General features: G+C 39.9%; 30 protein-coding genes. 7 read left to right on the plus strand and 23 right to left on the minus strand.

What is annotated here, in order from left to right:
* Positions 1 to 9: 9 nt before the first annotated feature.
* A complete protein-coding gene (locus tag DXB39_RS03945; protein ID WP_002578301.1) occupies positions 10 to 246 on the minus strand; it encodes a DUF6061 family protein in 237 nt (78 codons plus the stop codon).
* Between the two features lie 313 nt (positions 247 to 559).
* Between DXB39_RS03945 and DXB39_RS03950 the strand changes: the two genes are divergently transcribed.
* Positions 560 to 1,162 carry a Type 1 glutamine amidotransferase-like domain-containing protein gene (locus tag DXB39_RS03950; protein ID WP_117901599.1) on the plus strand — a complete coding sequence of 201 codons (603 nt, stop codon included), beginning with the start codon at positions 560 to 562 and terminating at the stop codon, positions 1,160 to 1,162.
* 245 nt (positions 1,163 to 1,407) lie between these two features.
* Here the strand turns inward: DXB39_RS03950 and DXB39_RS03955 are convergent, their stop codons facing one another.
* Positions 1,408 to 1,668 carry a type II toxin-antitoxin system Phd/YefM family antitoxin gene (locus DXB39_RS03955; RefSeq protein ID WP_117840909.1) on the minus strand — a complete coding sequence of 87 codons (261 nt, stop codon included), beginning with the start codon at positions 1,666 to 1,668 and terminating at the stop codon, positions 1,408 to 1,410.
* Between the two features lie 292 nt (positions 1,669 to 1,960).
* Here DXB39_RS03955 and DXB39_RS03960 point away from each other — a divergent pair, with 292 nt between their 5' ends.
* The 3 genes from DXB39_RS03960 to DXB39_RS03970 all read left to right on the plus strand — a co-directional run bounded on the left by DXB39_RS03960 (position 1,961) and on the right by DXB39_RS03970 (position 3,687).
* Positions 1,961 to 2,542 (plus strand): methyltransferase family protein, encoded by a 582-nt coding sequence (locus DXB39_RS03960; protein ID WP_117840908.1) that lies wholly within the window; start codon positions 1,961 to 1,963, stop codon positions 2,540 to 2,542.
* A 140-nt stretch (positions 2,543 to 2,682) separates the two neighbouring features.
* Positions 2,683 to 3,183 carry a helix-turn-helix domain-containing protein gene (locus DXB39_RS03965; RefSeq protein ID WP_197420879.1) on the plus strand — a complete coding sequence of 167 codons (501 nt, stop codon included), beginning with the start codon at positions 2,683 to 2,685 and terminating at the stop codon, positions 3,181 to 3,183.
* A 60-nt stretch (positions 3,184 to 3,243) separates the two neighbouring features.
* Positions 3,244 to 3,687, plus strand: coding sequence for a GNAT family N-acetyltransferase (locus DXB39_RS03970; protein ID WP_117840906.1), 444 nt, complete (start codon positions 3,244 to 3,246; stop codon positions 3,685 to 3,687).
* Positions 3,688 to 4,164: 477 nt separating this feature from the next.
* Here DXB39_RS03970 and prfA read toward each other — a convergent pair whose 3' ends face one another.
* The 5 genes from prfA to rho all read right to left on the minus strand — a co-directional run bounded on the left by prfA (position 4,165) and on the right by rho (position 8,898).
* Positions 4,165 to 5,238, minus strand: a complete 1,074-nt coding sequence (gene prfA / locus DXB39_RS03975; protein ID WP_022243126.1) for a peptide chain release factor 1 — start codon at positions 5,236 to 5,238, stop codon at positions 4,165 to 4,167.
* Between the two features lies 1 nt (position 5,239).
* Positions 5,240 to 6,070 (minus strand): peptide chain release factor N(5)-glutamine methyltransferase, encoded by an 831-nt coding sequence (gene prmC, locus DXB39_RS03980; protein ID WP_117840905.1) that lies wholly within the window; start codon positions 6,068 to 6,070, stop codon positions 5,240 to 5,242.
* A gap of 18 nt (positions 6,071 to 6,088) precedes the next feature.
* Entirely contained in the window at positions 6,089 to 7,009 is a 921-nt protein-coding gene (locus tag DXB39_RS03985) for a DUF1385 domain-containing protein (RefSeq protein WP_117840904.1), read from the minus strand.
* Between the two features lie 80 nt (positions 7,010 to 7,089).
* Positions 7,090 to 7,290 carry a 50S ribosomal protein L31 gene (gene rpmE / locus DXB39_RS03990; protein WP_022243129.1) on the minus strand — a complete coding sequence of 67 codons (201 nt, stop codon included), beginning with the start codon at positions 7,288 to 7,290 and terminating at the stop codon, positions 7,090 to 7,092.
* Between the two features lie 129 nt (positions 7,291 to 7,419).
* Positions 7,420 to 8,898 (minus strand): transcription termination factor Rho, encoded by a 1,479-nt coding sequence (rho, locus tag DXB39_RS03995; protein ID WP_117840903.1) that lies wholly within the window; start codon positions 8,896 to 8,898, stop codon positions 7,420 to 7,422.
* Between the two features lie 208 nt (positions 8,899 to 9,106).
* Between rho and DXB39_RS04000 the strand changes: the two genes are divergently transcribed.
* From DXB39_RS04000 to DXB39_RS04010, 3 genes are read left to right on the plus strand one after another with little or no spacing between them, the layout of a single operon-like run.
* A complete protein-coding gene (locus DXB39_RS04000) occupies positions 9,107 to 10,258 on the plus strand; it encodes an NAD(P)-dependent malic enzyme (protein ID WP_117840902.1) in 1,152 nt (383 codons plus the stop codon).
* Complete coding sequence (locus DXB39_RS04005; protein WP_117699011.1) at positions 10,258 to 11,202, plus strand: TIGR01212 family radical SAM protein; 945 nt, start codon at positions 10,258 to 10,260, stop codon at positions 11,200 to 11,202. Before DXB39_RS04000 ends, DXB39_RS04005 begins: the two co-directional genes overlap by 1 nt.
* A 4-nt stretch (positions 11,203 to 11,206) precedes the next feature.
* Positions 11,207 to 11,722, plus strand: coding sequence for a DUF4364 family protein (locus DXB39_RS04010; RefSeq protein WP_022243133.1), 516 nt, complete (start codon positions 11,207 to 11,209; stop codon positions 11,720 to 11,722).
* A 129-nt stretch (positions 11,723 to 11,851) separates the two neighbouring features.
* Here the strand turns inward: DXB39_RS04010 and DXB39_RS04015 are convergent, their stop codons facing one another.
* The 16 genes from DXB39_RS04015 to acgA all read right to left on the minus strand — a co-directional run bounded on the left by DXB39_RS04015 (position 11,852) and on the right by acgA (position 23,591).
* A complete protein-coding gene (locus DXB39_RS04015) occupies positions 11,852 to 12,451 on the minus strand; it encodes a flavin reductase family protein (protein WP_117840901.1) in 600 nt (199 codons plus the stop codon).
* A gap of 82 nt (positions 12,452 to 12,533) precedes the next feature.
* Positions 12,534 to 14,186: a putative manganese-dependent inorganic diphosphatase gene (locus DXB39_RS04020; protein ID WP_117840900.1), complete on the minus strand. Its 1,653-nt coding sequence runs from the start codon at positions 14,184 to 14,186 to the stop codon at positions 12,534 to 12,536.
* 24 nt (positions 14,187 to 14,210) lie between these two features.
* Positions 14,211 to 15,005 carry a hypothetical protein gene (locus DXB39_RS04025; protein WP_022243136.1) on the minus strand — a complete coding sequence of 265 codons (795 nt, stop codon included), beginning with the start codon at positions 15,003 to 15,005 and terminating at the stop codon, positions 14,211 to 14,213.
* Positions 15,006 to 15,058: 53 nt separating this feature from the next.
* Positions 15,059 to 15,805 carry a tRNA (guanosine(37)-N1)-methyltransferase TrmD gene (gene trmD, locus DXB39_RS04030; protein ID WP_117840899.1) on the minus strand — a complete coding sequence of 249 codons (747 nt, stop codon included), beginning with the start codon at positions 15,803 to 15,805 and terminating at the stop codon, positions 15,059 to 15,061.
* Between the two features lie 8 nt (positions 15,806 to 15,813).
* Positions 15,814 to 16,359 carry a ribosome maturation factor RimM gene (gene rimM / locus DXB39_RS04035; protein WP_117699014.1) on the minus strand — a complete coding sequence of 182 codons (546 nt, stop codon included), beginning with the start codon at positions 16,357 to 16,359 and terminating at the stop codon, positions 15,814 to 15,816.
* Between the two features lie 162 nt (positions 16,360 to 16,521).
* A complete protein-coding gene (locus DXB39_RS04040) occupies positions 16,522 to 16,929 on the minus strand; it encodes a hypothetical protein (RefSeq protein ID WP_117840898.1) in 408 nt (135 codons plus the stop codon).
* Between the two features lie 93 nt (positions 16,930 to 17,022).
* A complete protein-coding gene (gene nrdR, locus DXB39_RS04045; protein ID WP_022243140.1) occupies positions 17,023 to 17,475 on the minus strand; it encodes a transcriptional regulator NrdR in 453 nt (150 codons plus the stop codon).
* Positions 17,476 to 17,639: 164 nt separating this feature from the next.
* Positions 17,640 to 17,891 carry a YlmC/YmxH family sporulation protein gene (locus DXB39_RS04050; RefSeq protein WP_022243141.1) on the minus strand — a complete coding sequence of 84 codons (252 nt, stop codon included), beginning with the start codon at positions 17,889 to 17,891 and terminating at the stop codon, positions 17,640 to 17,642.
* 61 nt (positions 17,892 to 17,952) lie between these two features.
* A complete protein-coding gene (gene ychF / locus DXB39_RS04055) occupies positions 17,953 to 19,053 on the minus strand; it encodes a redox-regulated ATPase YchF (RefSeq protein WP_117840897.1) in 1,101 nt (366 codons plus the stop codon).
* Between the two features lie 219 nt (positions 19,054 to 19,272).
* Complete coding sequence (locus DXB39_RS04060; protein ID WP_117840896.1) at positions 19,273 to 19,536, minus strand: Txe/YoeB family addiction module toxin; 264 nt, start codon at positions 19,534 to 19,536, stop codon at positions 19,273 to 19,275.
* A complete protein-coding gene (locus DXB39_RS04065; protein WP_117840895.1) occupies positions 19,529 to 19,795 on the minus strand; it encodes a type II toxin-antitoxin system Phd/YefM family antitoxin in 267 nt (88 codons plus the stop codon). The genes DXB39_RS04060 and DXB39_RS04065 overlap by 8 nt, the downstream gene beginning before the upstream one ends.
* Positions 19,796 to 19,905: 110 nt before the next feature.
* A complete protein-coding gene (locus DXB39_RS04070; RefSeq protein ID WP_117840894.1) occupies positions 19,906 to 20,835 on the minus strand; it encodes an SIR2 family NAD-dependent protein deacylase in 930 nt (309 codons plus the stop codon).
* A 28-nt stretch (positions 20,836 to 20,863) separates the two neighbouring features.
* The gene (locus DXB39_RS04075; RefSeq protein WP_117840893.1) at positions 20,864 to 21,646 is read right to left on the minus strand and encodes a protein-ADP-ribose hydrolase; all 783 of its coding nucleotides are present in this window, start codon (positions 21,644 to 21,646) and stop codon (positions 20,864 to 20,866) included.
* A gap of 1 nt (position 21,647) precedes the next feature.
* The gene (locus tag DXB39_RS04080; protein WP_117840892.1) at positions 21,648 to 22,262 is read right to left on the minus strand and encodes a 4Fe-4S binding protein; all 615 of its coding nucleotides are present in this window, start codon (positions 22,260 to 22,262) and stop codon (positions 21,648 to 21,650) included.
* Positions 22,263 to 22,305: 43 nt separating this feature from the next.
* Positions 22,306 to 23,367 carry a radical SAM/SPASM domain protein, ACGX system gene (gene acgM, locus DXB39_RS04085; RefSeq protein ID WP_117840891.1) on the minus strand — a complete coding sequence of 354 codons (1,062 nt, stop codon included), beginning with the start codon at positions 23,365 to 23,367 and terminating at the stop codon, positions 22,306 to 22,308.
* 29 nt (positions 23,368 to 23,396) lie between these two features.
* On the minus strand, positions 23,397 to 23,591 hold the full coding sequence (gene acgA / locus DXB39_RS04090; protein ID WP_117840890.1) for an ACGX-repeat peptide: 195 nt from the start codon (positions 23,589 to 23,591) through the stop codon (positions 23,397 to 23,399).
* Positions 23,592 to 23,773 lie beyond the last annotated feature (182 nt).

Below are 23,773 nucleotides of genomic sequence, written 5' to 3' on the forward strand. Positions count from 1 at the left end.
TTGGAATAATCATAACTCTAATGAATCTTCAGCATCTACCCACATCTGTAAATTCCCATCAAGATATAACCTTGCATATTCTAATGGCTCATCGATTGCAAGCGATGTCAAAGCACAATCAGATCCAGGTGTGGTTCTTAAATTTTTTTCTGCTTCCCAACAATCAATACGGAGTATATAGCCCGTATTAGTATATACATCAATGCTGTTGCACTGTGGATTGTATTCTGCAAATATTGTTCTCATCGTATCCCATCTCCTTATCATTTAATCAATCAGTAGTAGCAAAAATTAAGAAGCATTTCAATCAGTTCACCATGTCACTTTTATTTTGTGTTATACTGTCTTATAGATTTTTCTTGCCCTTGTATTTGCCCTTATCAGAGTGCATAAACACTGATGGGACGATATAACACAAGGGAAATAATAAGGGAAAGCTCACCTGCGACAAATCCAGTGTTTTCAAGGGGTTGCGAAGAATTTAATAATAAAATATAACAGTTATTAAATTTCTTAAAACAGGTGAAATCTCAATCGGAATTTATAAAGGAGAATATTGATGAAATTATTTTTATGTTCGCACTTTTCAAGTGTAGGAAGTCTGATAAAGGAAGAAATTGAAAATAAGAAAGTCGCATTTATTCCAACAGCTTCACTGCGTGAAGGCTACACCGGTTATGTCGGCTCGGCTCGAAAATTATTCAAAAAGTTGGGAGCAATCGTAACTGAAATTGATATTTCAACGGAGGCTTATTCAACGATACAGTCTGTTTTTGAAGAAGCAGATGTAATATATTTTACCGGTGGAAATTCTTTCTTTCTTATGGACCAGCTCCGTAAAACGGGAACTGATGGACTGCTGAAAAAGGAATTGGCAAATGGAAAATTGATGATCGGCGAGTCGGCAGGCGCAATTATATGCGCTCCAAACATCCAATATATCGAGCAAATGGATGAAAAGCCGGAGGACTACTCACAAGAAGATGATGCAGGGATTGATTTGATTGATTTCTATGTTCTTCCGCATTATCTTACAGCACCATTTAAGAAAGTTACCGAGAAAATAATGACTGAGTTTTCGGATTTGAATCTATGCCCGATTAACAACCGTCAGGGAATTGTAATTGATGGTGAAGATTCAAAGGTTATTTGCAAAGACTAATTTGAAAATTCCAGTTTGTCAATTACAGGTGACATTGAAAGAGTCAGCCCATTCAAGATGCTGGCTCTTTCAAAAATTCCATTCTAATAAATTGCACGACAACTTAAAGTAAAAATGAATAAAAGAGTGGTGTTTCGTATAATTATGAGTTAGTATGCATCAGACACACTTTTGTAAAAAGGGAGTAAATTAAATAATGCATAAGATTATCAAGTAGTTCATCCGCATGCTCCGCAACATTTATTTTATATGCCATACTTCGCCCTCATTTCTCTAAGCGCAGTTCTGGAATCCTTTACCTGTCCTGCCTCTATTTGCTTTTCAGATATTTCAATATCTCTGTACATAGCAATCTGTCTCATGGTTGACTCATAAGTCTCCATGCTCATAATTACCATATCTCCATATCCATTTTTCGTAACATAAATTGGTTCCTCTGCTTTATGACACATATCAGATATCTCTGATGTATTCTTCAAATCTTTAATTGGAATTATTTGTGGCATAATGTACACCTCCTATTTATGGTCTAATTATACCATAATTATGTCTTTTTCAATTTAATTATCACGTAAAGTGAAATTTTTAATTTTTATGTCCCTATTTACATTTGTGTGTCTGATGTATCAACAGTATAATTATACATTTCACGAATTACGTATGCAATTAGAAAATCAAGTAGTCCAAATTCCATAAAATGAAATTTTAGGGCAAATTACAGACATTGGCTTGGCTGTAGTATTTTTTAACAACGTGTGTTAGACTACTGTTATACAAATCGGAGTTTGGAGGTACACGATGATAATAAAAATTGTTACAATTTCACTGATGGCAGTGTTCTACATCTGCTATTTTGCAAAGCTGATTAGTCAGAAAAAGCAAGGCATAAAGACAGATCAATTAGGAAAAGGAAAAGAGGGATTTGTCAAATTTATAGAAGTGGCTCTTAAAATAATCACATATTTGCTTCCTGTAATACAGATTATCAGTATTGTGTTTTATTCGGGAACAGCACATATTGTGTTGCAATTTACAGGAGTTGTAATAACAATGTTCGGTGTACTTGCTTTTATTGTTTCTGTTACACAGATGAAGGAGAATTGGAGAGCAGGTGTGCAAAAAGAAGAAAGGACCATTTTGGTAACAGCGGGCATCTATTCTATTAGCAGAAATCCTGCATTTTTGGGTTTTGATTTAATGTATATAGGAATATTGTTTTCGTTCTTTAATTGGTTCCTTTGCTTTGCCACAGGTTTTGCAGTGGTATTTTTTCATTTGCAGATAGTCAATGTAGAGGAAGATTTTTTGATAGAAGCATTCGGAAATGAGTACCTGCAATACAAATCAAAAGTATGCCGATATTTAGGAAGAAAAAGATAACTTGAAGTTCTTGGGGCTAAAGCCAATATAAATAATACTAGACAGATTTGTCCAATAGCGTAAATACGGCATTTTCTCGCTTTGTGTCGTGTTATGTTTAGTAGAATAATATTACTCTGTCAATGAAAGGAGGAAACAGTATGGATCAGAAAAAGATTGGACGTTTCTTAAAAGAACTTAGGAAAGAAAAGAATATTACACAGGAACAGCTTGCTGAAAAGATAAAAGTTTCAGGCCGAACGGTTTCTAGATGGGAAACAGGTTCTAATATGCCTGATATTAGTTTGTTGGCTGAATTGGCTGATTTTTATGATGTTAGTATACCTGAAATCATTGGTGGAGAAAGGAAAAGCGAGAATATGAATGAAGAAATAAAAGAAACAGTATTGAAATTATCTGATTATACAGAGACAATTAATCAAAAAATTAAAGGAAAGTTATTTGTACTTACGGTTATTGCAATAATAGGAATGATTGCGTTTGTGATTATTGAATTTACAGGACTAGATACACCTGGAAGTGTCTATGAAAGAGTAGCAAGTGCAGGTCTTGGGTTAGATTGTGGTATGTTAATAGTCCTTGCAATGTATCTTTCTGGACTTTTAGGAAAGATTAAGGCAAGACGAAAAATGAAACGATAGTACAACTGTAAATAAAAAGTCTGATAGACCGTAAAATTCTAGTTTGACGGAGTAATAGATATGAAAATCCGAGAAGTGAATGAGAATAAAAAGCAATTTATAGCATTATTGTTATTAGCTGATGAGCAGGAAAATATGATTGATCACTATCTTGAAAAAGGTACTATGTATGTACTTGAAGATGGTAATGTAAAAGCTGAATGTGTCGTTACTGATGAAGATAATGGAATACTTGAAATTAAAAATATTGCAGTTGATCCTCAGAATCAAGGACAGGGCTATGGGAAAGCATTGATTGACTTCCTTGTAAGTAAATATTCAGATGAATATTCTATTTTGCAGGTTGGAACAGGTGACAGCCCGTTGACCGTACCGTTTTATGAAAAATGCGGATTTGTCCGATCTCACAATATTCCGAATTTCTTTACGGACAATTATGACCACCCAATTTATGAGTGTGGTGTACAGTTAATAGATATGGTATATTTGCAAAGATGTTTATAACTTCCAGTTTGTCAATTACAGGTGACATTGAAAGAGTCAGCCCATTCAAGATGCTGGCTCTTTCAAAAATTCCATTCTAATAAATTGCACGACAACTTAAAGTAAAAATGAATACCCATTAGTAAGAAGTGAATAGAAAAATGAATAAAAGAGTGGTGTTTCGTATAATTATGAGTTAGTATGCATCAGACACACTTTTGTAAAAAGGGAGATTTCTATTTACTCTTCCATTCTTGTTTTTCTTATAGACTCTAATACTTGACTCTCCAAAGTATCCTAATACCCACAACAAAGAATGTACCTTGGCACATTCTCGCACCTGCGGCGGTCGCTTGCGACATCTACCTTATACGCCGCAGTGCGCATCCTCGCGAAGCGTTTTTTACTTTACAGGAAAGCAATTTCCTGTAAAGCAAGAAAAAAGCAATCCTTTGACCTAACCAAAAGACCGCTTTTCTTGATTCTTACTAATTCATATTAATTCTCATTCATCTTCGCCAATTTTGCTGCCTGGTCTGCTGCAATCAGAGCATCTAAGATTTCCTGGATGTCACCATTCATGATTTTATCCAGTTTATAGAGCGTAAGATTGATTCTGTGGTCGGTTACACGTCCCTGTGGAAAGTTATAAGTACGAATCTTCTCCGAACGGTCACCAGTACCAATCTGGCTTCTTCTGGCTTCTGCTTCTGCATCATGCGCCTTCTGGCATTCTATGTCGTATAATTTAGCACGCAAAAGGGCAAATGCTTTCTCTTTATTCTGAAGCTGTGATTTCTCTGTCTGGCTGTAGATTACAATTCCGGTTGGATAATGAGTCAGACGAACCGCAGAGTCTGTAGTATTGACACACTGTCCACCGTTTCCGGATGCACGCATAACGTCGATTCGGATATCCTTTTCATCAATCTGGACATCAACTTCTTCTGCCTCCGGCATTACTGCTACTGTAATGGTAGACGTATGGATACGTCCGCCGGACTCTGTCTCAGGTACACGCTGTACACGATGTACACCAGATTCATATTTCATAACAGAGTAAGCGCCCTGTCCAGTAATCATGAAAGTAACACTCTTCATTCCACCGATTCCGATTTCTTCGCATTCCATCGTCTCAACTTTCCAGCGTCTGCTCTCTGCATAATGGACATACATACGGTAAATCTCAGCTGCAAACAAAGCTGCCTCATCTCCGCCGGCACCGGCACGGATTTCCACAATGACATTCTTATCATCATTCGGATCCTTTGGAAGAAGAAGAATTTTCAGTTTCTGCTCTAATTCTTCTACTCTTGCCTTGGAATCATTTAATTCCTCTTTGGCAAGTTCTTTCATCTCTTCATCTGTCTCTTCGTCCAGCATAGCAAGCGAATCTTCAATATTCTGCTTACACTGTTTGTATTCTTTATAAGCTTCCACGATAGGTGTCAGATCACTCTGCTCCTTCATCAGCTTACGAAAACGCTCCGGATTATTTGCCACATCCGGTTCACTTAACTCACTCATCAACTCTTCATAACGAATCAATAAATCCTCTAAACGATCAAACATTTTAATTTCCTTTCCCTTTTACCACACGATCATTTCGTGCAAGGTCTTTGATTACTTCAACTTCTGTAAATCCTGCGTTACGCATCAGCTCAGAGACTGCTTCTCCCTGGTCATAACCAATTTCCATGTAAACATATCCGCCAGGATTCAAATAATCCTTTACCTGTCCGGCAATCTTCCGATAAAAATCAAGGCCATCCGCTCCGCCATCTAATGCGTTTTCCGGCTCAAAATCCCGTACCTCCGGCATCAGTGACAGAATCTCTCCTGTCGGGATATATGGTGGATTTGCCATGATTACATCAAAAGTCTCGGTAATATTATCAAATAAATCACTCCGTACCCACTCGGCATCCACTTCATGCAGCTTTGCGTTTTCCTTCGCTACTAATAAAGCTGTTTTGGAAATGTCGCTTCCCATACCGGTAAGTTCCGATGCATTTTTCAGCACACTAATCAATACACAACCAGACCCTGTACAAAGGTCTAATACTTTCATCCCCGGCTTTACAATCTTCAATACCTGCTCTACTAAAGTCTCGGTATCCTGCCGCGGTATCAGAACATTGGAATTTACTTTGAATCGAAGCCCCATAAATTCCTGTTCTCCAATAATATATTGTAACGGAATATGTTCAGCTCGTTTCTGTACTGCAATCTCATATTCTTTCTGAGCATCCTGTGTAATATCTTCTTCCCCGTGAACGTAGTAGTAACTGCGTTCAATCCTGCATACCATCTGTAAAAGATACCATGCATCCAGTGCGGCATCCGGCACTCCTGCATCTGTAAGACACTTTGTACCAAATTCCACTGCCTCTCTATAAGTCATATATTACGCCCTTTTCTTTTACATTTCGCTCAAATATTTTTTCCAGTCAAATACTGCTTCCACGGAAGCAATACCAACCTCAATCATAGAATCATCCGGTTCTCTTGTTGTAAGCCTCTGCAGCCACAATCCAGGTTTACTTAAGAAATTCACTACCGGATTATTACTTTTTCCGGCAAGCCGGATAAATTCATATGACACACCAGCAATCACCGGTATCAGCAGCAAACGAAGCACTACCTTCAAAATCCGGCTCTTTACATCAATAAATGCAAAGAAAATAATACTGATAATCATTACAAACAGGAGAAAACTTGTACCACACCGCTTATGCAGTCTGGAACTCTTTCTCACGTTTTCTACATTCAGCTCCATTCCATGTTCAATGCAGTTAATGCATTTGTGCTCTGCTCCGTGATACATGAATACACGCTGGATATCCTTCATTAAGGAAATTGAAGCAATATATGCCAAAAAAATCATCATTCGGATGATACCTTCAATCAGCGCCAGTGCCACATGGGATGTAATAAATTTCTGAAAAATCAAAGAAAGATAATATGGCAGAATCATAAAGATTCCAATGGCAAGTACAAAGGAAAATGCAACAGTAATACCCATTTCTGCCTTTTCTTTTTTTGCTGCTGCCTCTTTTGATAATTCTTTCTTTTTTGCTTTGGTGTCTTCCTCATCCTCTTCAAAGAAAGATGCGGAATATGTAAGCGTTGATATTCCAAGTGTCAAAGACTCCACAAAACTTAACACTCCGCGTAAAATTGGAATGTTCCGCAATGTCTTGTTTTTAATCAGTCCATAATACTCTTTGGTATCAACGGTAATCTCTCCATCCGGCTTCCGGACTGCCACGGCGTACTTTTCCTTATTTTTCATCATTACGCCTTCTAAAACTGCCTGTCCACCGATTCCCGAATATTTCATGTGTGACCTCTCTTCCTGTTTCTAAAAAAAGGTTGAGATTAGAAACCTCAACCTTATCTTTCAGTCACATTGTGCAATTTCTATTTCATGCCGTATTTCTTATTGAACTGCTCAATACGTCCACGAGCCTGGTTAGCTTTCTGCTGTCCAGTATAGAATGGATGGCATTTGGAACAAATTTCAACGTGAATATCCTCTTTGGTTGAACCAGTTACGAATGTGTTACCACAGTTACATGTAACTGTTGCCTGATAATAATCTGGATGGATTCCTTCTCTCATGTCTCTCACCTCTCATATATGAATTGCTTCGCAATTACGACATTTGTCTAATTTAAGTGCGATACTGTTTAGTTTCCGAATAAACAGCTTATTCATTGTAGCATAGGAAAAGCTGTTATGCAAGTGTTTTTAAACAAATTTTGTCTTTTTTACAGTCTGGATATATTCCCGGTTGTTTTTCGTCCGGACAAACATATTCAAGATGCTCTCAACCGCTTCATCGGTACGCATGCCATTGATTGCCTTACGCATAATAAATACGGCCTCCTGCTCTTCCTGTGTCAGTAAGAGGTCTTCTCTTCTTGTACCGGATTTTACAATGTCAATTGCAGGGAATACACGTTTCTCAGATAACTTACGGTCAAGCACCAGTTCCATGTTACCGGTTCCCTTAAATTCCTCGTAAACAACATCATCCATCTTGCTTCCGGTATCTACCAGTGCTGTTGCAAGGATTGTAAGGCTTCCGCCCTCACGCATATTACGGGCTGCACCAAAGAAACGCTTCGGCATATGGAGGGCTGCCGGATCAAGACCACCGGATAAGGTTCTTCCACTTGGCGGAACTGTAAGGTTATATGCTCTTGCAAGTCTTGTAATACTGTCTAAGAGAATCATAACATCCTTCTTATGCTCTACCAGACGTTTTGCTCTCTCAATTACCATCTCGGATACTCTCTTATGATGCTCCGGCAATTCATCAAAGGTAGAATAAATAACTTCTACATTTGGTCCTTCAATTGCTTCCTTAATATCGGTAACTTCCTCCGGCCGCTCATCAATTAATAAGATAATCAGATGCATCTCCGGGTTATTCTGCTTTACTGCCTGTGCCACACCTTTTAATAATGTAGTCTTACCTGCTTTTGGTGGGGAAACAATCATTCCACGCTGTCCCTTACCAATCGGAGATACTAAATCTACAATTCGCATTGCCATTGCACTATGGCTTGTCTCAAGCCGGATTCTCTCATCTGGAAAAATCGGAGTTAAATCTTCAAAATTCTTCCGTTTTACAGCCTCTGACGGATGCAGGTCATTAATAGAAGTAATGTATAATAATGCAGAGAATTTTTCAGCCTGTGTCTTAATTCTGGTATTTCCGGTCACAATATCTCCGGTTTTCAGATTGAACTTACGAATCTGGGACGGAGAAACATAGACATCATGCTCTCCCGGCAGATAATTTTCACAACGGATAAATCCGAATCCATCCGGCATAACTTCAAGAATTCCATGTGCCTTCACACCGCTGTCCAAATCCTTGTTTTCTTCTGCCACACGCTCCGTTTCATCTTTTTCCGAAATATGCTCATCCGGTGTATGTCTTACTGTGTTTCGACGCATCTCTCCCTCATGTCCCCTCGCTGCATTTTCCCGGTGCGGACGTTCTGCGCGATAGGTTCTGGTTTCTGCTACCTGCTCCGTAGTTTCTGTTGTACCTTCTGCTTCTTTCTTTGCTTCCTGCACCTTTGCTTCCTTTTCATCTTCCGCCAGCATCGCTTCTACTAACTCAGCTTTCTTTAAGGTAGAAATTCCTTTCATTCCCCTTGCTTTTGCCAGTTCACGCAACACTGCTGCAGAAAGACTTTCATACTTCTCTCTCATTCTATTCTCCTTACCTCTTGCTTATTTGATTATCTGCTAAATAATTGGGATTTCTTTTTGAAATAAAAATAATTGGAACGTAAGATTCGTCTTTTCGTATTATACAACAGTTTCTTTCAAATAGGAAGTCCTTTTTCTTGCTTTAAAAATTTTTTAATGATATGATACTAGACGGAAGTAATCAATGGCTAAGAAAAGGAGACGAACTATGGATACCAACGAAAAAGCAATTGAAATGCATAAAAAATGGAATGGAAAATTAGAAACCATCTCCAAGACACCGGTAAAGACCCGGGAAGATTTATCTATCGCATACACACCTGGTGTTGCGGCACCTTGCCGTATCATCGCAGAAAATAAAGAAGAAGCTTATACTTATACCATGAAAGCCAACACCGTTGCCGTTGTATCAGACGGAAGTGCTGTTCTTGGTCTTGGAAACATCGGACCGTACGCAGCCATGCCGGTTATGGAAGGAAAATGTGTACTGTTTAAAGAATTCGGAAATGTCAACGCTGTTCCAATCTGCCTTGACACACAGGATACCGAAGAAATTATAAAAACTGTTAAAAATATTGCTCCGGGATTCGGCGGCATCAACTTAGAGGATATTTCCGCTCCACGTTGTTTTGAAATTGAAGAGCGTTTAAAGGAAATGCTTGATATTCCGGTCTTCCATGACGACCAGCATGGTACTGCTATCGTTGTGCTTGCAGGAATTATCAACGCATTAAAAGTAACTGGAAAAGAAAAAGAGAAATGCCGTGTTGTTGTAAACGGTGCCGGTTCTGCCGGTGTTGCCATCACCAAACTGTTACTGACTTACGGCTTTAAAAATGTTATTATGTGTGACCGCATGGGAATCATCGGCAAAGATTATCCTGACTTAAACTGGATGCAGAAAAAAATGACCGAAGTTACCAACCTTTCCAATGAATCCGGTACCCTTGCCGATGCATTAAAGGGTGCTGATATCTTCGTTGGTGTTTCCGCACCGAATATTGTGACTCAGGAAATGGTTTCATCCATGAATAAAGATGCGATTCTTTTTGCCATGGCAAATCCTACTCCGGAAATCATGCCGGATCTTGCCAAAGCTGCAGGTGCTAAAGTAGTAGGAACCGGAAGAAGTGATTTCCCGAATCAGGTAAACAACGTCGTCGCTTTCCCGGGAATCTTCAAAGGTGCTTTAGAAGGACACGCTTCCCAGATTACAGAAGAAATGAAGCTTGCTGCTGCAAAAGCTATTGCAGGATTAGTATCTGATGATGAATTAAATGAAGACTTTATTATGCCGGAAGCATTTGACCCGCGTGTTGCCGAAGTGGTAAGCCAGGCAGTCAAATCACACATCCGCTAATGAAAAACGGCACGATTACACTGTGGGGGGAGAAGCGCTACCACTCTCTGGACTACTATTTAAAAAATACCTATCACGAAAAGGTATACCGGATTGCATTAAATGCCGGACTCAGTTGTCCCAACCGTGACGGACGCTTAGATACCAGAGGCTGTATTTTCTGCTCTGCCGGTGGCTCCGGAGATTTTGCCGCCTCTCCCACACTTTCTATCACAGAGCAGTTAGAAACTGAAAAAAGGATTCTGAGAGCAAAAAGAAACTGCAACAAATTCATTGCATATTTTCAGGCATTCACGAATACTTATGGTTCTGTGGAACACCTGCGGAATCTTTATATGCAGGCAGTAAATGACCCGGATGTGGTTATTATTTCCATTGCCACAAGACCTGACTGTCTGCAGCCTGAGATTCTTTCACTGCTTGCCGAAATCAATGAAAAGAAAACCGTCTGGGTGGAACTTGGTTTACAGACAATCCATGATGACACCAGAGAGTTTACACGAAGCGGCTTTACTTATGAGACTTTTCAAAAAAGTCTCTTCGCCCTTCACGCCCTTTCTATCAAGGTGATTGTTCATCTGATTTTAGGACTGCCCCACGAAACCAGAGAAATGATGTCTGCTTCCGTTCAGGCAATTGCAAATCTCCCGGTCTGGGGAATCAAGCTACAGCTGCTTCATGTATTATCCGGCACCGATTTAGCCGCTTATTATGAAAAGACACATTTTCCGGTATTTTCCATGGATGAATACTGTGAAATGATTATTGACTGTCTGGAGCTTCTGCCTCCGGAAATGGTGATTCACCGGATTACCGGCGATGGTCCGAAGGATTTACTGATTGCGCCGATGTGGAGCACCGGAAAACGGACTGTTTTAAATCAGATTCACCGCCGCTTAAAAGAGCGGAATACTTACCAGGGACGCTTAGCAACTAAGAGGTGATTTTATGGCTGAACCAGCTACTTTATATAAATTAATTATTCTGCACATGCTTGAACATATTGATTTTCCATTGTCCAATGCGCAGATTTCAGATTTCTTTTTAGACAGGGAATATACCGACTACTTTACGATTCAGCAGGTCATTCATGACCTGATGGATTCCGGGCTTGTCCGTACGGAAAACACCCACAACAGTACACGGTATATCATTACTCCTGCAGGAAAAGAAACACTGCATTTTTTCCATGACAAAATATCCCCTTCTATTGAAGAAGATATTGCTGCTTATTTTCAGGCAAATAAGCTTGCCATTAAAACAGAAAATGCATATCTATCCGATTATTACAAAACACCGGAACAGGAATACGGTGTGCGATGCCAGCTCCGGGAAAAAGGCCGTACCCGCCTTGATTTTACTTTAACTGTCCAGACAAAGGAACAGGCGGAAGCCATCTGCACCAACTGGCAGAATCAGGCAGATGATGTATTTGCCTGTCTTATGGATTTACTTTTAAAATAAATATCTAAAATAAATGTTATTCAAAAAGCGGAACAACGAGAAGATTTTTCTCTCTGTTCCGCTTTCTATAATTTCTTATATTTTCAGTTATTTTGTCCTTTTTATTTTATTCTTTTTTATTTTGCTCTTTTACTTCGCTTTTTTCTTTCTGCCATTCTTTGAAGGCTTCTGCTTCTTTACGCTGTAACCAAAACTTCCAAGCCTCTTACCCAGCAGAAAATATTCTCCATGGGAATAAGTCACCAGCCCGCTCTGATTCAGTTCGAATTTACCTTTTTCATTCATATAGGAATCATCAACGGTAACGCCTACTACATCTGCCAGAAACATATCATGGCTTCCAAGATGTAATATCTGGCTTACCTTGCAGGCAATGTTTACCGGACTTTCTGCAATTCCCGGTGCCGATACCTGCGGAAGGTTCAGTGGTGTCAGATGCATGGCATCAAACTTGTCAACGTCACGGCCGGATTTTACGCCACAATAATCCGTGGCACAGACCAGATCCTTCGTCACAAGATTTACAACAAATTCACCGGTTTCCGCGATTATTCCATGGGAATATCGTTCCGGACGGACAGATATGGAAAGCATTGGCGGATTCGTACATACCGTTCCTGCCCACGCTACCGTAATAATATTCGGTTTTTCTGTCGGTCTCTGGCAGCTTACCATCACTGCTGGAACCGGATATAACATATTACCCGGCTTCCATGTTTCTTTCGCCATTTCAATTCTCCTGTATAAGTTGTTATCTTATTTCTGTCTCTGATATGGGCATTTAAACCTGCTGTCATCCTGCCGTAAGCATTTACGCTTGCTGCAATCCTGCCATTAATGTCGGAATCATCTGTTTCTTACGGGATACTACTCCCTTTAAGTAAAAGCTGCCTGATTCATCCGGCTCTCCAAAGCACTCCTTTAAAAGGCTGCCTGCCTGTGCTCCGGCATAGATTACTTCCGAATTCTCATCCAGAATGTCCGTCAGCATCACAAATACGGCATCCAGTTTCTGCTCTCCCAATGCAATTTCCAGATATGGCTGCAGCTTCTTCTTCGCCATGCCAAGCTGCACGTCACTCATGGCACTAAGCTGTGCTACACCAAAATCAAATTCATCGGTATGGAAGGTTTTAAAATCCTGATAAAACAGTTCTTCTGTTGTCTTTTTCTTAAAATCACTGCCGGCTTCAAACATCTTCTTGGCCAGCTCTTCAATATCTACTTCTGCAATCTTCGCCAGTGCTTCTGCTGCTGCCCGGTCCATCTGTGTACAGGTCGGTGAACGGAACATCAAGGTATCTGAAATAATTGCTGCCAAAAGAATTCCGGCTGTCTTTTTATCAATGATTGCTCCCTTTTCCTGATACATCTGATAAATAATCGTTGAAGTACAGCCCAATGGCTGGTTCCGGAAAAATACCGGAGCAATCGTCTCAAGGCTGCCCAGTCGGTGATGGTCAATAATTTCTAAGATTTCTGCATCTTCGATTCCATCTACTGCCTGGGATTTTTCATTATGGTCAACAAGGATCACCTGTTTTTTCTGTAAATTTAAAAGATTTCGTCTGGAAAACATACCGACATATTTTCCATTCTCATCCAGTACCGGAAAATCACGATGACGCACTTTAGACATAGTCTCTTTCACATCATCCACATAATCCTCTAATTCGAATGTAATCAGATGCTCCTTTTTCATAATATATTTAATCGGCATACTCTGATTAATCAAACGCGCCACGGTAAATGTGTCATATGGTGTGCTGATAAGCATACAGTCTTTCTCTTCTGCAAGCTGCACAATGGTCTTTGTAATCTTCGCTCCGGAACAGACAATCACACAGCTTGCATTCATTTCCAATGCACAGAACTGTGATTCATAACGGTCTCCTAAGATAACCATATCGTCATCTTCAATATACTGCTCCATCATATCCGGTGTGGTAGCCGCAACAACAACCTTACCTTTTATGAAGTAACCATGCTCATTTCCTGTTACAAGAGTTCCATTTAAAGTTTCAACAATATTCTTATACTGCGTCCGGGCAGTTGCAAGAATCCGGTTGTCCAATACATCCATATAGGATTTTGCAATATCACTGGTAACAACCATTCCCTGCAGATTGTTCTCATTGTCAGTAATCGGCAATGACACGACATCTAAATTCTTCATCAGCTCCCATGCCCGTTTAATGGAAATGTGACTGCTGACGCCCTCCGTTCTACGATATTCAATATCCTTAATCTGTGCACCGACATCTGTTACCAGTTCCGGTTCCGGTACATCAAAAAATTTTAGGACATACTTCGTCTCTTCGTTCATATGTCCTGCTCTTTTCGGTATAAAAATACCGTCCTCTGTTTGATTTTTTAAATCTGCATAGGCAATCGCCGCACAAATAGAATCTGTGTCCGGATTCTTATGTCCAATTACCCATGTCTTTCTCTTTCCCTGTGTCATATAATTCCTCGTTTTAACTACTGCTTAAAAATTAAATACTCCAAGAGAATATAGAATAAATGCCACCAATACTACAAAATTGATAACAGAAAACCAGGTTAAGCATTTTGCATAACCTTTTACGGTATTCAAGCTCTTCTCTAAAGTATCATTTTCCTCTAACTTAACGGTAAGCTCTTTAATTAAGTCCTGCATATTGCGGTAGCACTTTACATCTTCGGTATGTATTTTCTCAGCCAGTTCCAGTTTCATGCTGTCTAACTGCTGGGAAATTTCCTGTAAAGATGCCTGCATCTGTGCAGTTTGTTCTGCGGTTCTTCCGGTGGAATCACTTACGTCTGCTGCAATCTTTTCAGACAGTGCATTCAATTTTTCTTCTACACGGTTAATCATTTCTTCCATCTGACCGTGTACTCCGGTAAGAAGAACATCTGCTTCTGATTTACGTGCATTTAAAACATGCTGCAGTTCTTTTGCTTTTTCTTCTCTTTCATCTACGATATTCTGTAATTCCTGCACTTTGTCTTCTTTTGTAACAAGCAAAGCCTGAAGCTGTTTTGCTTTCTCACGGAATTCATCAATCTGCTTTAATAAGAAATCTTCCTTATCCATTCCTTTATCCACCTTACTGTTTGTCCTCTCTGACCTGTTATGCTGTTCGTTTTCTTTTAACGAAGGGGCTGCCTTTCTGGTCTCTGTATTTCTTATCTGTACCTTCTGTTGTGTCACCGGCTCTTTTCTGCTCCGGTCCGGCGTCCCATAACTCTTCGCATTTTTACGGTAAAACATCGTTTTCAGCACATCAAAAAAGCTTTTCACTACCGTCTTCCTCCTGCGGAATCTCTTCCATTCCTATTACTGCTAGACACATTCTAGCATTTACCCTGTGATTTGTCCAGCAAATGCTCAACCATTGCTTTCTCCTTTGCTGTCAAATCTGCATCTGCCAGCAAATCCGGTCTTCGTTCCATGGTTCTTTTAATGGATTGTTCTCTCCTCCATGCTTCTACCTTTGCATGGTCTCCGGAAAGTAAAATAGCTGGAACTTTCTTTCCCATCCAGTCTTCCGGTCTGCTATACTGCGGATATTCCAATAAATTTCCTTCAAAGGATTCTGTGGTTCCGGATTCATCATTTGCCAATACGCCAGGCACCATACGGGATATCGAATCCACCATGACCATTGCCGGAAGTTCTCCTCCTGTCAGCACATAATCTCCAATCGACACATAATCCGTCACAATTTCTTCTAACACACGTTCATCGATGCCCTCATAATGCCCACAAAGCAATACCAGGTCTTCTTCCTTCGCATAATCCTTTGCCATTTCCTGCTGAAACGTATTGCCCTGAGGTGTAAGATATACTGTTCTTGGCTTTCTTCCAATCTTCTGTGCCACTGCCTGCCACGCATCATAAATCGGCTGTGCCTGCATTACCATCCCGGCTCCGCCACCATACGGATAATCATCTACTTTTTTATGACGGTCTAACGTATAATCCCGGATGTTAATTGTTTCTATATTTAAAAGTCCTTTGCCAACTGCTCTTCCGATGATACTGGTATTCAGTCCCCGTTCTACCATATCCGGAAATAATGTTAATATATGAAAATTCATTTTGCTACCTACTTCTTATTAATATCACGAAGCCCATTTAAAAGGTGTACCATAATGGTGCCTTCCTCTATATTGACATTTTTTACACAATCCTTAATTGCCGGAAGTAAAATATCATCTTCCCCATCTTTATGTAATACATAAATGTCATTTGCACCGGTCTGAAGTACATCCTTTACTTCACCTAAATCTTCTCCGTCATCTCCGACTGCCTTTAAGCCAATCAAATCAGCCACGAAATATTCATTCGGAGCCAGCTTTACAGCATTTTCCCTTGTTACATATAGCCCTCTGCTCTTATACTTCTCTACATCATTTATATTATCAAATTCTTTGAATTTTAATATTACCAGATTTTTAAAGAAGCGCGCCTGTGTAACCTGAAGCTCCATCGGTTCTTTTCCAGTATCCAAAAATACCTGCTTCAGCTTTTTAAAACGCATGACATCATCTGTTGTCGGATATACCTTCACTTCGCCACGCACACCATGTGTATTGGTAAGTACTCCTACCTGCAGCATTTCTTCCTTCCAGTCTTCCTGCACTTTCTTCATATCCTATCCTCTTTCTCTCATACTTCCCGTTCTTCAGGCAAGCCTGAATTTAATTATACAAAAGAAGCATAACTGCCGCAAGTAAAAAAGGTAAGATTCTTAAGAATTCTTAGGAATCTTACCTTCTAACGGTCTCTTACTTTTTTATAATCAAAATTGCTCTTATAAATTAAAGTTTTCTACATTTCGCACTTTTGCAGTATCCGTTGCAGTAATCTGCCGGATTCCGCTCTGTTCAATGTTCTCTCCCACAAAAAACTGATACTGCTGCAGTACCTGATCTTTGTGCATATCAGATAATGCCTTTTCAACATCCAGGCTATGTATATCACTTTCAGAACCTTTCATCTCATAGGTACGATCCGGCTGATATTGTGCCGCATAATCTGCTGCCCCAAAATCCTGTTCTCTTCGTACCGGAGTCTCTAAGGTATCCTTCTGCTGCTGTTCAGATGCACCGGCATCTGCTGCCGTCTTAACAACCGGTGTATCTTCTACTGCATTCCGGATATTCTGTATGCTGTTGTAATCGTAAAATCCCGCATTGGGACGAATTCCTGAAATATTCATAACGATCACGTTCCTCACATCATAATTATCTGCTACTAATTTTATCGGATAAATTCAACAAAAATCAACCCTTTTCTCCTAAAAGATTTTCTTTTATTTATCCAGCATTTTCTTTAACTCATTCATAAAGGTATTTACATCCTTAAATTCACGATATACAGATGCAAAACGAACATACGCCACTGCATCTAAATCTTTAATCTTATCCATCAGAATCTCACCAATTACGGTACTTGGGATTTCCTTTTCTTCCCGATTAAAAATCTCTGTCTCCACTTCATCAACCAGTCTGGTTATCTGCTCCACGGATACCGGTCTCTTATGGCAGGCACGAAGTACACCTGCTTCAATCTTGGAACGGTCATACTGCTCTCTGCAGTTATCTTTTTTTATTACAATCAATGGAATTGTCTCAACTTTTTCATAAGTTGTGAAACGTTTTCCACAATCATCGCATAATCTTCTCCGGCGAATGGAGTTATTGTCATCTGCCGGTCTCGAATCAATTACTCTGGTATTTTCACTGCTGCAAAATGGGCACTTCATCTTTTTTCTCCTATTCTAAAAGCTATGCAAAACACGCTTTGTGAATTTTGCATAAATAATACCGTTTTTCCATCACCAAACGTTCATAAAGAACTGTTGATATCAGCTTTTACAAATATTGGTCGTACTATTTTTAGTATAACTTTCTCGTATTCTTATGTCAACTAACTTTTCACATCTTCTACACAGACATCTACCAGAATAATATCCGGTCCAATCCGCACAACACGTTTCCATGGAATAATATATTCGCATGCCGGACAAAAAATACAGAAAAATTTTCCCGGCGCAGCTACAACCAGTGCACAGATTCTTCCATTGCACTCATCCAGTTCCAAATCCACCACATTTCCCAGGCAGCAACAGTCTGCAATATTAATCACCTGCTTTTCACACAATTCACAATAGCGTATCATGTGCCTGCCCCACTGTGCCTTTTCTTCTATTTATACTATGCCGGATTTTTCAAAAGGTTCCTTATACGTTGAAACGGAATAAAATAATATCGCCATCCTGAACAACGTAATCTTTTCCTTCCAGTCTTACCAGTCCCTTTTCTTTTGCTGCTGTCATGCTTCCACACTCAATCAGATGGTCATAGGATACCACCTCTGCACGTATAAATCCACGTTCGAAGTCGGTATGAATCTTTCCTGCCGCCTGCGGTGCCTTGGTTCCCTTGGTAATAGTCCATGCTCTTGTCTCATCTTCTCCTGATGTAAGGTAGCTGATAAGTCCTAACAATTTATAGCTTGCTGCAATCAGTTTCTCAAGACCGGATTCTTTTAATCCAAGGTCCTCTAAGAACATTGCTTTTTCATCATCATCTAATTCCGCAATTTCCTGTTCAATCTGTGCGCAGATAACAAATACTTCACTGTTTTCTGCGGCTGCCTGTTCTCTTACTCTTGCAACATGTGGATTGTCTGCACCATCATCTGCAAGGTCATCCTCACTTACATTCGCTGCATAGATAACCGGTTTTGCAGTTAATAAATTATAAGATGCAAACCATGCCTGCTCGTCCTCATCATCACTCAACGGATAAGTCTTTGCCATCTTTCCTTCTTCCAGATGTGCCTTTAAGGATTTCAAAAGTGCCTCTTCTTTTGCAAGTGTCTTGTCCATTCTTGCCTGCTTGGTAACTTTTGCAATTCTTCTTTCCAGGATTTCAATATCAGAAAAGATAAGCTCTAAATTAATGGTCTCAATATCACGAACCGGGTCAATGCTTCCGTCTACATGGACTACGTTGGTATCTTCAAAACAACGTACAACATGAACGATGGCATCTACTTCACGAATATTGGCAAGGAACTGGTTTCCAAGTCCCTCTCCTTTGCTGGCTCCTTTTACAAGTCCTGCAATATCTACAAATTCAATGACTGCCGGTGTTACTTTCTTGGAATGATACATCTCGCCTAACACCTTCAGACGGTTATCCGGTACGGTTACGATTCCCACATTCGGGTCAATGGTACAAAACGGATAATTGGCTGATTCTGCGCCTGCTTTGGTCAGTGAATTAAATAATGTACTTTTTCCTACGTTTGGTAAACCTACGATTCCTAATTTCATTTTATCTTTTACCTGTTCGAAAATCCTTAAGTTATCAGGTTTTTCGCCTTTCTATGTTATTTTACTACATAATTTATCATGCAAATTTTTAAGCTGTATCAAACTCTTTTCTGCCATGTTGGCAAAAGGAGCTTAATACAGCTTATTATTATATCATAAGTCTTATTATTTTGAAACCATCAAAATTTAAAGTTCAGAGTTTCCATCTATTGATTTGTTTTACATATCACTATAATGATATCTGCAAGCTAAAATATATACGTTTTCATCATCTATCTTATATATAAGCCTGTCTTTATCATTTATTCTTCTACTCCAAAATCCAGTCAAATTTCCTGTTAATGGTTCTGGCTTCCCGATACCTTCATTTCCATTTCTGCATATATCCTCTATCAGACTATTTATTTTCTTTAATGTCTTACGGTCTTCTGTCTGCCAATATACATAATCTTTCCATCCGTTATCGGTGAAAACTTTATTCATCCACAGATACCTCCGCAAGATTCCGAACAGAATAATTGCCCTTCTCAAGCTGTTCTTTTGATTCCATTAACCAGTCATAATTTGCTTTATTACCCATTACATAGACATTTTCCATTAAATTGTTATAGGCTTCCTCTGATAGCATTACAACATTTTTATTGTCCTTTCGTGTTACAATCATTGTTTCGTAATCATCTGTAACTTTATCCATATATGTTTTCATATTATCTCGTAAATTTGTATAATTAACCGCTAGCATAAGACCACCTCCATAAAGCAATGTACAGTTTTCTGTACTCTTATTATATTGTACAGTTTTCTGTACGTCAAGTACCTCTATCCTTTTATTTTATGGAAAAATCGTATAAATTATTCTGATTTACAACTGGCAGCAATATCCCGGATACTTTCTGCCATGTCCGCATCTATGCACACTGCCCGTTTTCCAAAACTTTCCGGCACGACCGCTGCGCCAAGGTTTAATCTTATCAGACTTATATTTTTATGCTCCCGCACCAGCTTTTCAAATGGGAAACGGATGATGGTCGGCGTATTAAATCCAACGCCAAGTTCCAATAATACAAGTTTCTTATGCACCGCTTCGCTAAGATATTCCGAGAAAAGTTTTTCCGCATGATACCATGCCTCATCCTGTACAAAATGCCCGTCTTTTCTTAGATTCATATCCATTGATCCGCCACAGACCGGACATTTCGGTACCATGTAGGATGGAATCTTACAGTCTTTTCTCGCCTGATTCATCTGGGAAAAAAGCTTTCTTGCATCATAAATCTTATTATGGCAGCCCCGCCTGCACTGGATATGAAAATAGTCTCCCTGGGTACAGAATATTTTCTCTTCCGGCAGTCCGGCTTTCACAAACTGCCCATCTGCATTGGTGCTTAATACAAATATATTTTTATCAGAAAAAGCCTCTAATAAACACTTATGAAGTGGTGTTACATCCAGTTCCATGCCACCGAGCAGTGCCTGCTTCGACCAGTAGCCCCAATAGCTTTCTTCATCCGGATACGGATAAAAACCTGCCGAATACATATCCTGCATATAAGGCCCTTTTCCATACTTTTTCTGGAATTCTCCAAAATTTTCTTCAAAAAAGCTGCCGCCATACTGTGCACCTGCTGCCGTGCTCATTCCGGCTCCCGCACCAATCAGAACATAATCGGCATCCTTTAACATCTTTCCAGCTTCATTTATCTGTTCCTGATATGGAATATCCTGAGTGATATAATCCCTTACCGGTATTCCGCAAAGGAAGTTTTCAAACGTTATTTTCATGTGTACTCCTTAACTTAATTTTTCTCACTTACAACAGGTCTCTGTAAAACGCTTCATCATAATCCTTAAAAACATTAAAGACTACTTTTATCCGGCTTCCGGTTCTCTTTTTATATGCTTTCACCGTTTCCACTGCAATCTCAGCCGCCCGCTCATTTGGAAACATAAATACACCGGTAGAAATGCAACAGAAGGCAATGGACTCTAAGTTCTTTTCATCGGCTGCTTCCAGACAGGACTGATAGCAGGAAGAAAGAAGTTCCTCATGTTTCTTTGTAAGCCTGCCACTTACAATCGGTCCTACTGTGTGAATCACATATTCACAGGGAAGATTATAGGCAGATGTAAGCTTCGCCTGACCGGTTGGTTCTTCATGTCCCTGTCTTTGCATCAGCTTCGCACATGCTAACCGCAGCTGGACTCCCGCATAAGTATGGATACAGTTGTCAATGCAGTTATGGCAGGGCTGGTAACAGCCTGTCATTCCGCTGTTGGCAGCATTTACAATGGCACCCACCTTAAGTCTCGTAATGTCTCCCTTGTAAAGATAAAGCTCCGGCTCTAATTCTTCCATTTCAGAAAATGTCACGATTCCCTTTTCGGCATTTACCTGCTGCAAATAAGCATCCTGTATGTGCAAAAACTCTTCATCTATAGCAGATGGCATTCTGACATTCATCAGTGACCGGAGCAGTATTTTCTGTTCTTCTTTTCCGGCTGGAATCTGCATGGTCTTATCTTCTTTCCAATATCCCTTGCGCTCTTCTAACAATCTTTCGATTAAATAACGTCTTCTCTCTGACTGATTCATGCTATCCTCTTCTTTCAATTGCCTGCACCGGACAATTTTCATAACAGCTTCCGCAGTACAAGCAATGATTCTGCTGTATTGTAAATGGCTCGCCTTCTGTGATACAGCGTTGCGGACAACTGCTCTGACAGGTACCACATCCGATGCAGGCATCCGTTATGTAATATCCCTTTTCTTCTATTCCAGCATTTCCCAATTGATATGTCTCCCGGAATATGGGATTAACACCCAGATTAAAATATTCTATTTCTGCTCTGTCGATGCAGAAAACAATTCCGATATTTCTGGTATCGCCCGGATATACATTGCCAAGATAAGGCTGTTCTTCAAAAATAATATCCCGCAATTTTTCCTGTTCGCTCTCCGCCACTGCATAAGCTTTTCCGGACATCCGAATCATTTCCTTATATCTGGTATAACAAAGAATCTGCACTCTGCCATCCTGTTGAATCTCCCTGCAGAAATTTTTCCCTCTTGCTGTAAAAAAGTAAATTGCATCTTCTTCATAATGTATCGTACTGATATTTCGAATCTGTGGTGCGCCATCTGCATCCACCGTTGCAAATGCCAGCACACCTACTAACTGCATTTTCTTTAAACATGTTGCCAAATCCATTTTCTGTCACCTCTATTTTATTATCACTATTTGATGATATCCATTAACATGATAGCACCTCCCCGGTAATCTCATTTCTTGTCTTCCAGCACTGTGGATCTGCTCCATAGAAATTTCCAGCTGCTCCGTTTGCAACAGCCGGACAGCCTCTGCACCATGCTTTCAGTTCGCATTTACTGCATTTTACAAATTTATCATAGTCCCGGTATTTCTCCATCTGGCAGAGCCAGACATCTGCCAGCCGGTCTTCGAATATATTTGCCACCTTGCTGTCCATCACTCTTCTGCATGCCATCACATCTCCGTTTGAAGATATTGTAATATGACAGTTTCCACAGTTGCAGCCTCCATAAATCATTCCGTCCACTGCATTCTGTGGCAATTTGAACTGACCGTTTTCATATTCGTATAATGTCCACAGATGGTCTTTTCTATTAAAATAGGTCTCACATCCCGCCGCCTCATATGCTTTATATTTCGCATCACAGATTTCCAGTAAATCTCTATACTCCTGTGGAGTCAGATTGCTGTCTACCTCTCCGCCAGTTGAGACATAGCGGGAAAATGCATATACCTTAACTTTCGCTTTTACTACCGCATCAATAATATCCGGAATTTCCTTTAAATTAGTCTTTGATACGGTGCTCATAATAATGCTTTTGATTCCTGCCCGGTTAAGGCAGCTAACCTTTTCCAGTGTCAAGTCAAAGCTGCCCGGTTTGCGGAACCAGTCGTGTGTCTTTTGCATTCCATCCAAAGACATCTGGTATTTCTCGCAGCCGCACACCTTTAACATTCTGCAGATTTCATCATTTAAATGAAAGGGATTTCCCATTAATGTAAATGGAATATTTTTGCTTTTCAGCAATACCAGCAGCTTCCAGAAATCCGGGTGAAGGATAGGATCTCCTCCGGTGATATAAAAATATGGTACCCGGTTATAAACCTTGCAGAAGTCTTCGCAATTTGCTACCACTTCACGCATCTGGCCGAATGTCATGCTTTTTAATTCCTTACATCCGTCTCCCGAAAAAATATAACAATGTTTACAACGCTGGTCACACTCATCTGTAATATGCCATTGAAACGAAAAATACTGACTCATCCTATCCTGCCCTTCTTTCCTAATCTTTCTTATTTATCAGATGCACCACAAGCTGTTCCGCACGCTGCCGGTTTCTCCTCTGATTTGTCTGCTGCTCCGCAGGCTGTTCCGCACGCTGCCGGTTTCTCCTCTGGTTTGTCTGCTGCTCCGCAGGCTGTTCCACACGCTGTACTTGTCTTTGCATACACTTTGTTGTTCCATCCAGAAAGATTTGATAATGCCATTTTTGTTTCCTCCTCTGATTCTTTTATTTTTCGGCAATTTCCTTGTTGCAGACTTATCATAGCAAGAGTTTTTCCACTAAAAAAGTACGCACTTTTTTATTACATAGGCACCTTTTTGTAACCACTATACACATGCAGATTTATATGTTACATTATTTTTGAATCTAATATCATAATTTGAA

This window comes from Roseburia sp. OM03-7AC, assembly GCF_003462625.1.
Taxonomy (GTDB): domain Bacteria; phylum Bacillota; class Clostridia; order Lachnospirales; family Lachnospiraceae; genus Roseburia_C; species Roseburia_C amylophila.

Excerpts from the sequence above, each read along its gene's own strand:
- DXB39_RS03945 (WP_002578301.1), bottom strand. The coding sequence starts at position 246 with ATGAGAACAATATTTGCAGAATACAATCCACAGTGCAACAGCATTGAT.
- DXB39_RS03950 (WP_117901599.1), top strand. The coding sequence starts at position 560 with ATGAAATTATTTTTATGTTCGCACTTTTCAAGTGTAGGAAGTCTGATA.
- DXB39_RS03955 (WP_117840909.1), bottom strand. The coding sequence starts at position 1,668 with ATGCCACAAATAATTCCAATTAAAGATTTGAAGAATACATCAGAGATA.
- DXB39_RS03960 (WP_117840908.1), top strand. The coding sequence starts at position 1,961 with ATGATAATAAAAATTGTTACAATTTCACTGATGGCAGTGTTCTACATC.
- DXB39_RS03965 (WP_197420879.1), top strand. The coding sequence starts at position 2,683 with ATGGATCAGAAAAAGATTGGACGTTTCTTAAAAGAACTTAGGAAAGAA.
- DXB39_RS03970 (WP_117840906.1), top strand. The coding sequence starts at position 3,244 with ATGAAAATCCGAGAAGTGAATGAGAATAAAAAGCAATTTATAGCATTA.
- prfA (WP_022243126.1), bottom strand. The coding sequence starts at position 5,238 with ATGTTTGATCGTTTAGAGGATTTATTGATTCGTTATGAAGAGTTGATG.
- prmC (WP_117840905.1), bottom strand. The coding sequence starts at position 6,070 with ATGACTTATAGAGAGGCAGTGGAATTTGGTACAAAGTGTCTTACAGAT.
- DXB39_RS03985 (WP_117840904.1), bottom strand. The coding sequence starts at position 7,009 with ATGAAATATTCGGGAATCGGTGGACAGGCAGTTTTAGAAGGCGTAATG.
- rpmE (WP_022243129.1), bottom strand. The coding sequence starts at position 7,290 with ATGAGAGAAGGAATCCATCCAGATTATTATCAGGCAACAGTTACATGT.
- rho (WP_117840903.1), bottom strand. The coding sequence starts at position 8,898 with ATGAGAGAGAAGTATGAAAGTCTTTCTGCAGCAGTGTTGCGTGAACTG.
- DXB39_RS04000 (WP_117840902.1), top strand. The coding sequence starts at position 9,107 with ATGGATACCAACGAAAAAGCAATTGAAATGCATAAAAAATGGAATGGA.
- DXB39_RS04005 (WP_117699011.1), top strand. The coding sequence starts at position 10,258 with ATGAAAAACGGCACGATTACACTGTGGGGGGAGAAGCGCTACCACTCT.
- DXB39_RS04010 (WP_022243133.1), top strand. The coding sequence starts at position 11,207 with ATGGCTGAACCAGCTACTTTATATAAATTAATTATTCTGCACATGCTT.
- DXB39_RS04015 (WP_117840901.1), bottom strand. The coding sequence starts at position 12,451 with ATGGCGAAAGAAACATGGAAGCCGGGTAATATGTTATATCCGGTTCCA.
- DXB39_RS04020 (WP_117840900.1), bottom strand. The coding sequence starts at position 14,186 with ATGACACAGGGAAAGAGAAAGACATGGGTAATTGGACATAAGAATCCG.
- trmD (WP_117840899.1), bottom strand. The coding sequence starts at position 15,805 with ATGAATTTTCATATATTAACATTATTTCCGGATATGGTAGAACGGGGA.
- rimM (WP_117699014.1), bottom strand. The coding sequence starts at position 16,359 with ATGAAGAAAGTGCAGGAAGACTGGAAGGAAGAAATGCTGCAGGTAGGA.
- DXB39_RS04040 (WP_117840898.1), bottom strand. The coding sequence starts at position 16,929 with ATGAATATTTCAGGAATTCGTCCCAATGCGGGATTTTACGATTACAAC.
- nrdR (WP_022243140.1), bottom strand. The coding sequence starts at position 17,475 with ATGAAGTGCCCATTTTGCAGCAGTGAAAATACCAGAGTAATTGATTCG.
- DXB39_RS04050 (WP_022243141.1), bottom strand. The coding sequence starts at position 17,891 with ATGATACGCTATTGTGAATTGTGTGAAAAGCAGGTGATTAATATTGCA.
- ychF (WP_117840897.1), bottom strand. The coding sequence starts at position 19,053 with ATGAAATTAGGAATCGTAGGTTTACCAAACGTAGGAAAAAGTACATTA.
- DXB39_RS04060 (WP_117840896.1), bottom strand. The coding sequence starts at position 19,536 with ATGAATAAAGTTTTCACCGATAACGGATGGAAAGATTATGTATATTGG.
- DXB39_RS04065 (WP_117840895.1), bottom strand. The coding sequence starts at position 19,795 with ATGCTAGCGGTTAATTATACAAATTTACGAGATAATATGAAAACATAT.
- DXB39_RS04070 (WP_117840894.1), bottom strand. The coding sequence starts at position 20,835 with ATGAAAATAACGTTTGAAAACTTCCTTTGCGGAATACCGGTAAGGGAT.
- DXB39_RS04075 (WP_117840893.1), bottom strand. The coding sequence starts at position 21,646 with ATGAATCAGTCAGAGAGAAGACGTTATTTAATCGAAAGATTGTTAGAA.
- DXB39_RS04080 (WP_117840892.1), bottom strand. The coding sequence starts at position 22,262 with ATGGATTTGGCAACATGTTTAAAGAAAATGCAGTTAGTAGGTGTGCTG.
- acgM (WP_117840891.1), bottom strand. The coding sequence starts at position 23,367 with ATGAGTCAGTATTTTTCGTTTCAATGGCATATTACAGATGAGTGTGAC.
- acgA (WP_117840890.1), bottom strand. The coding sequence starts at position 23,591 with ATGGCATTATCAAATCTTTCTGGATGGAACAACAAAGTGTATGCAAAG.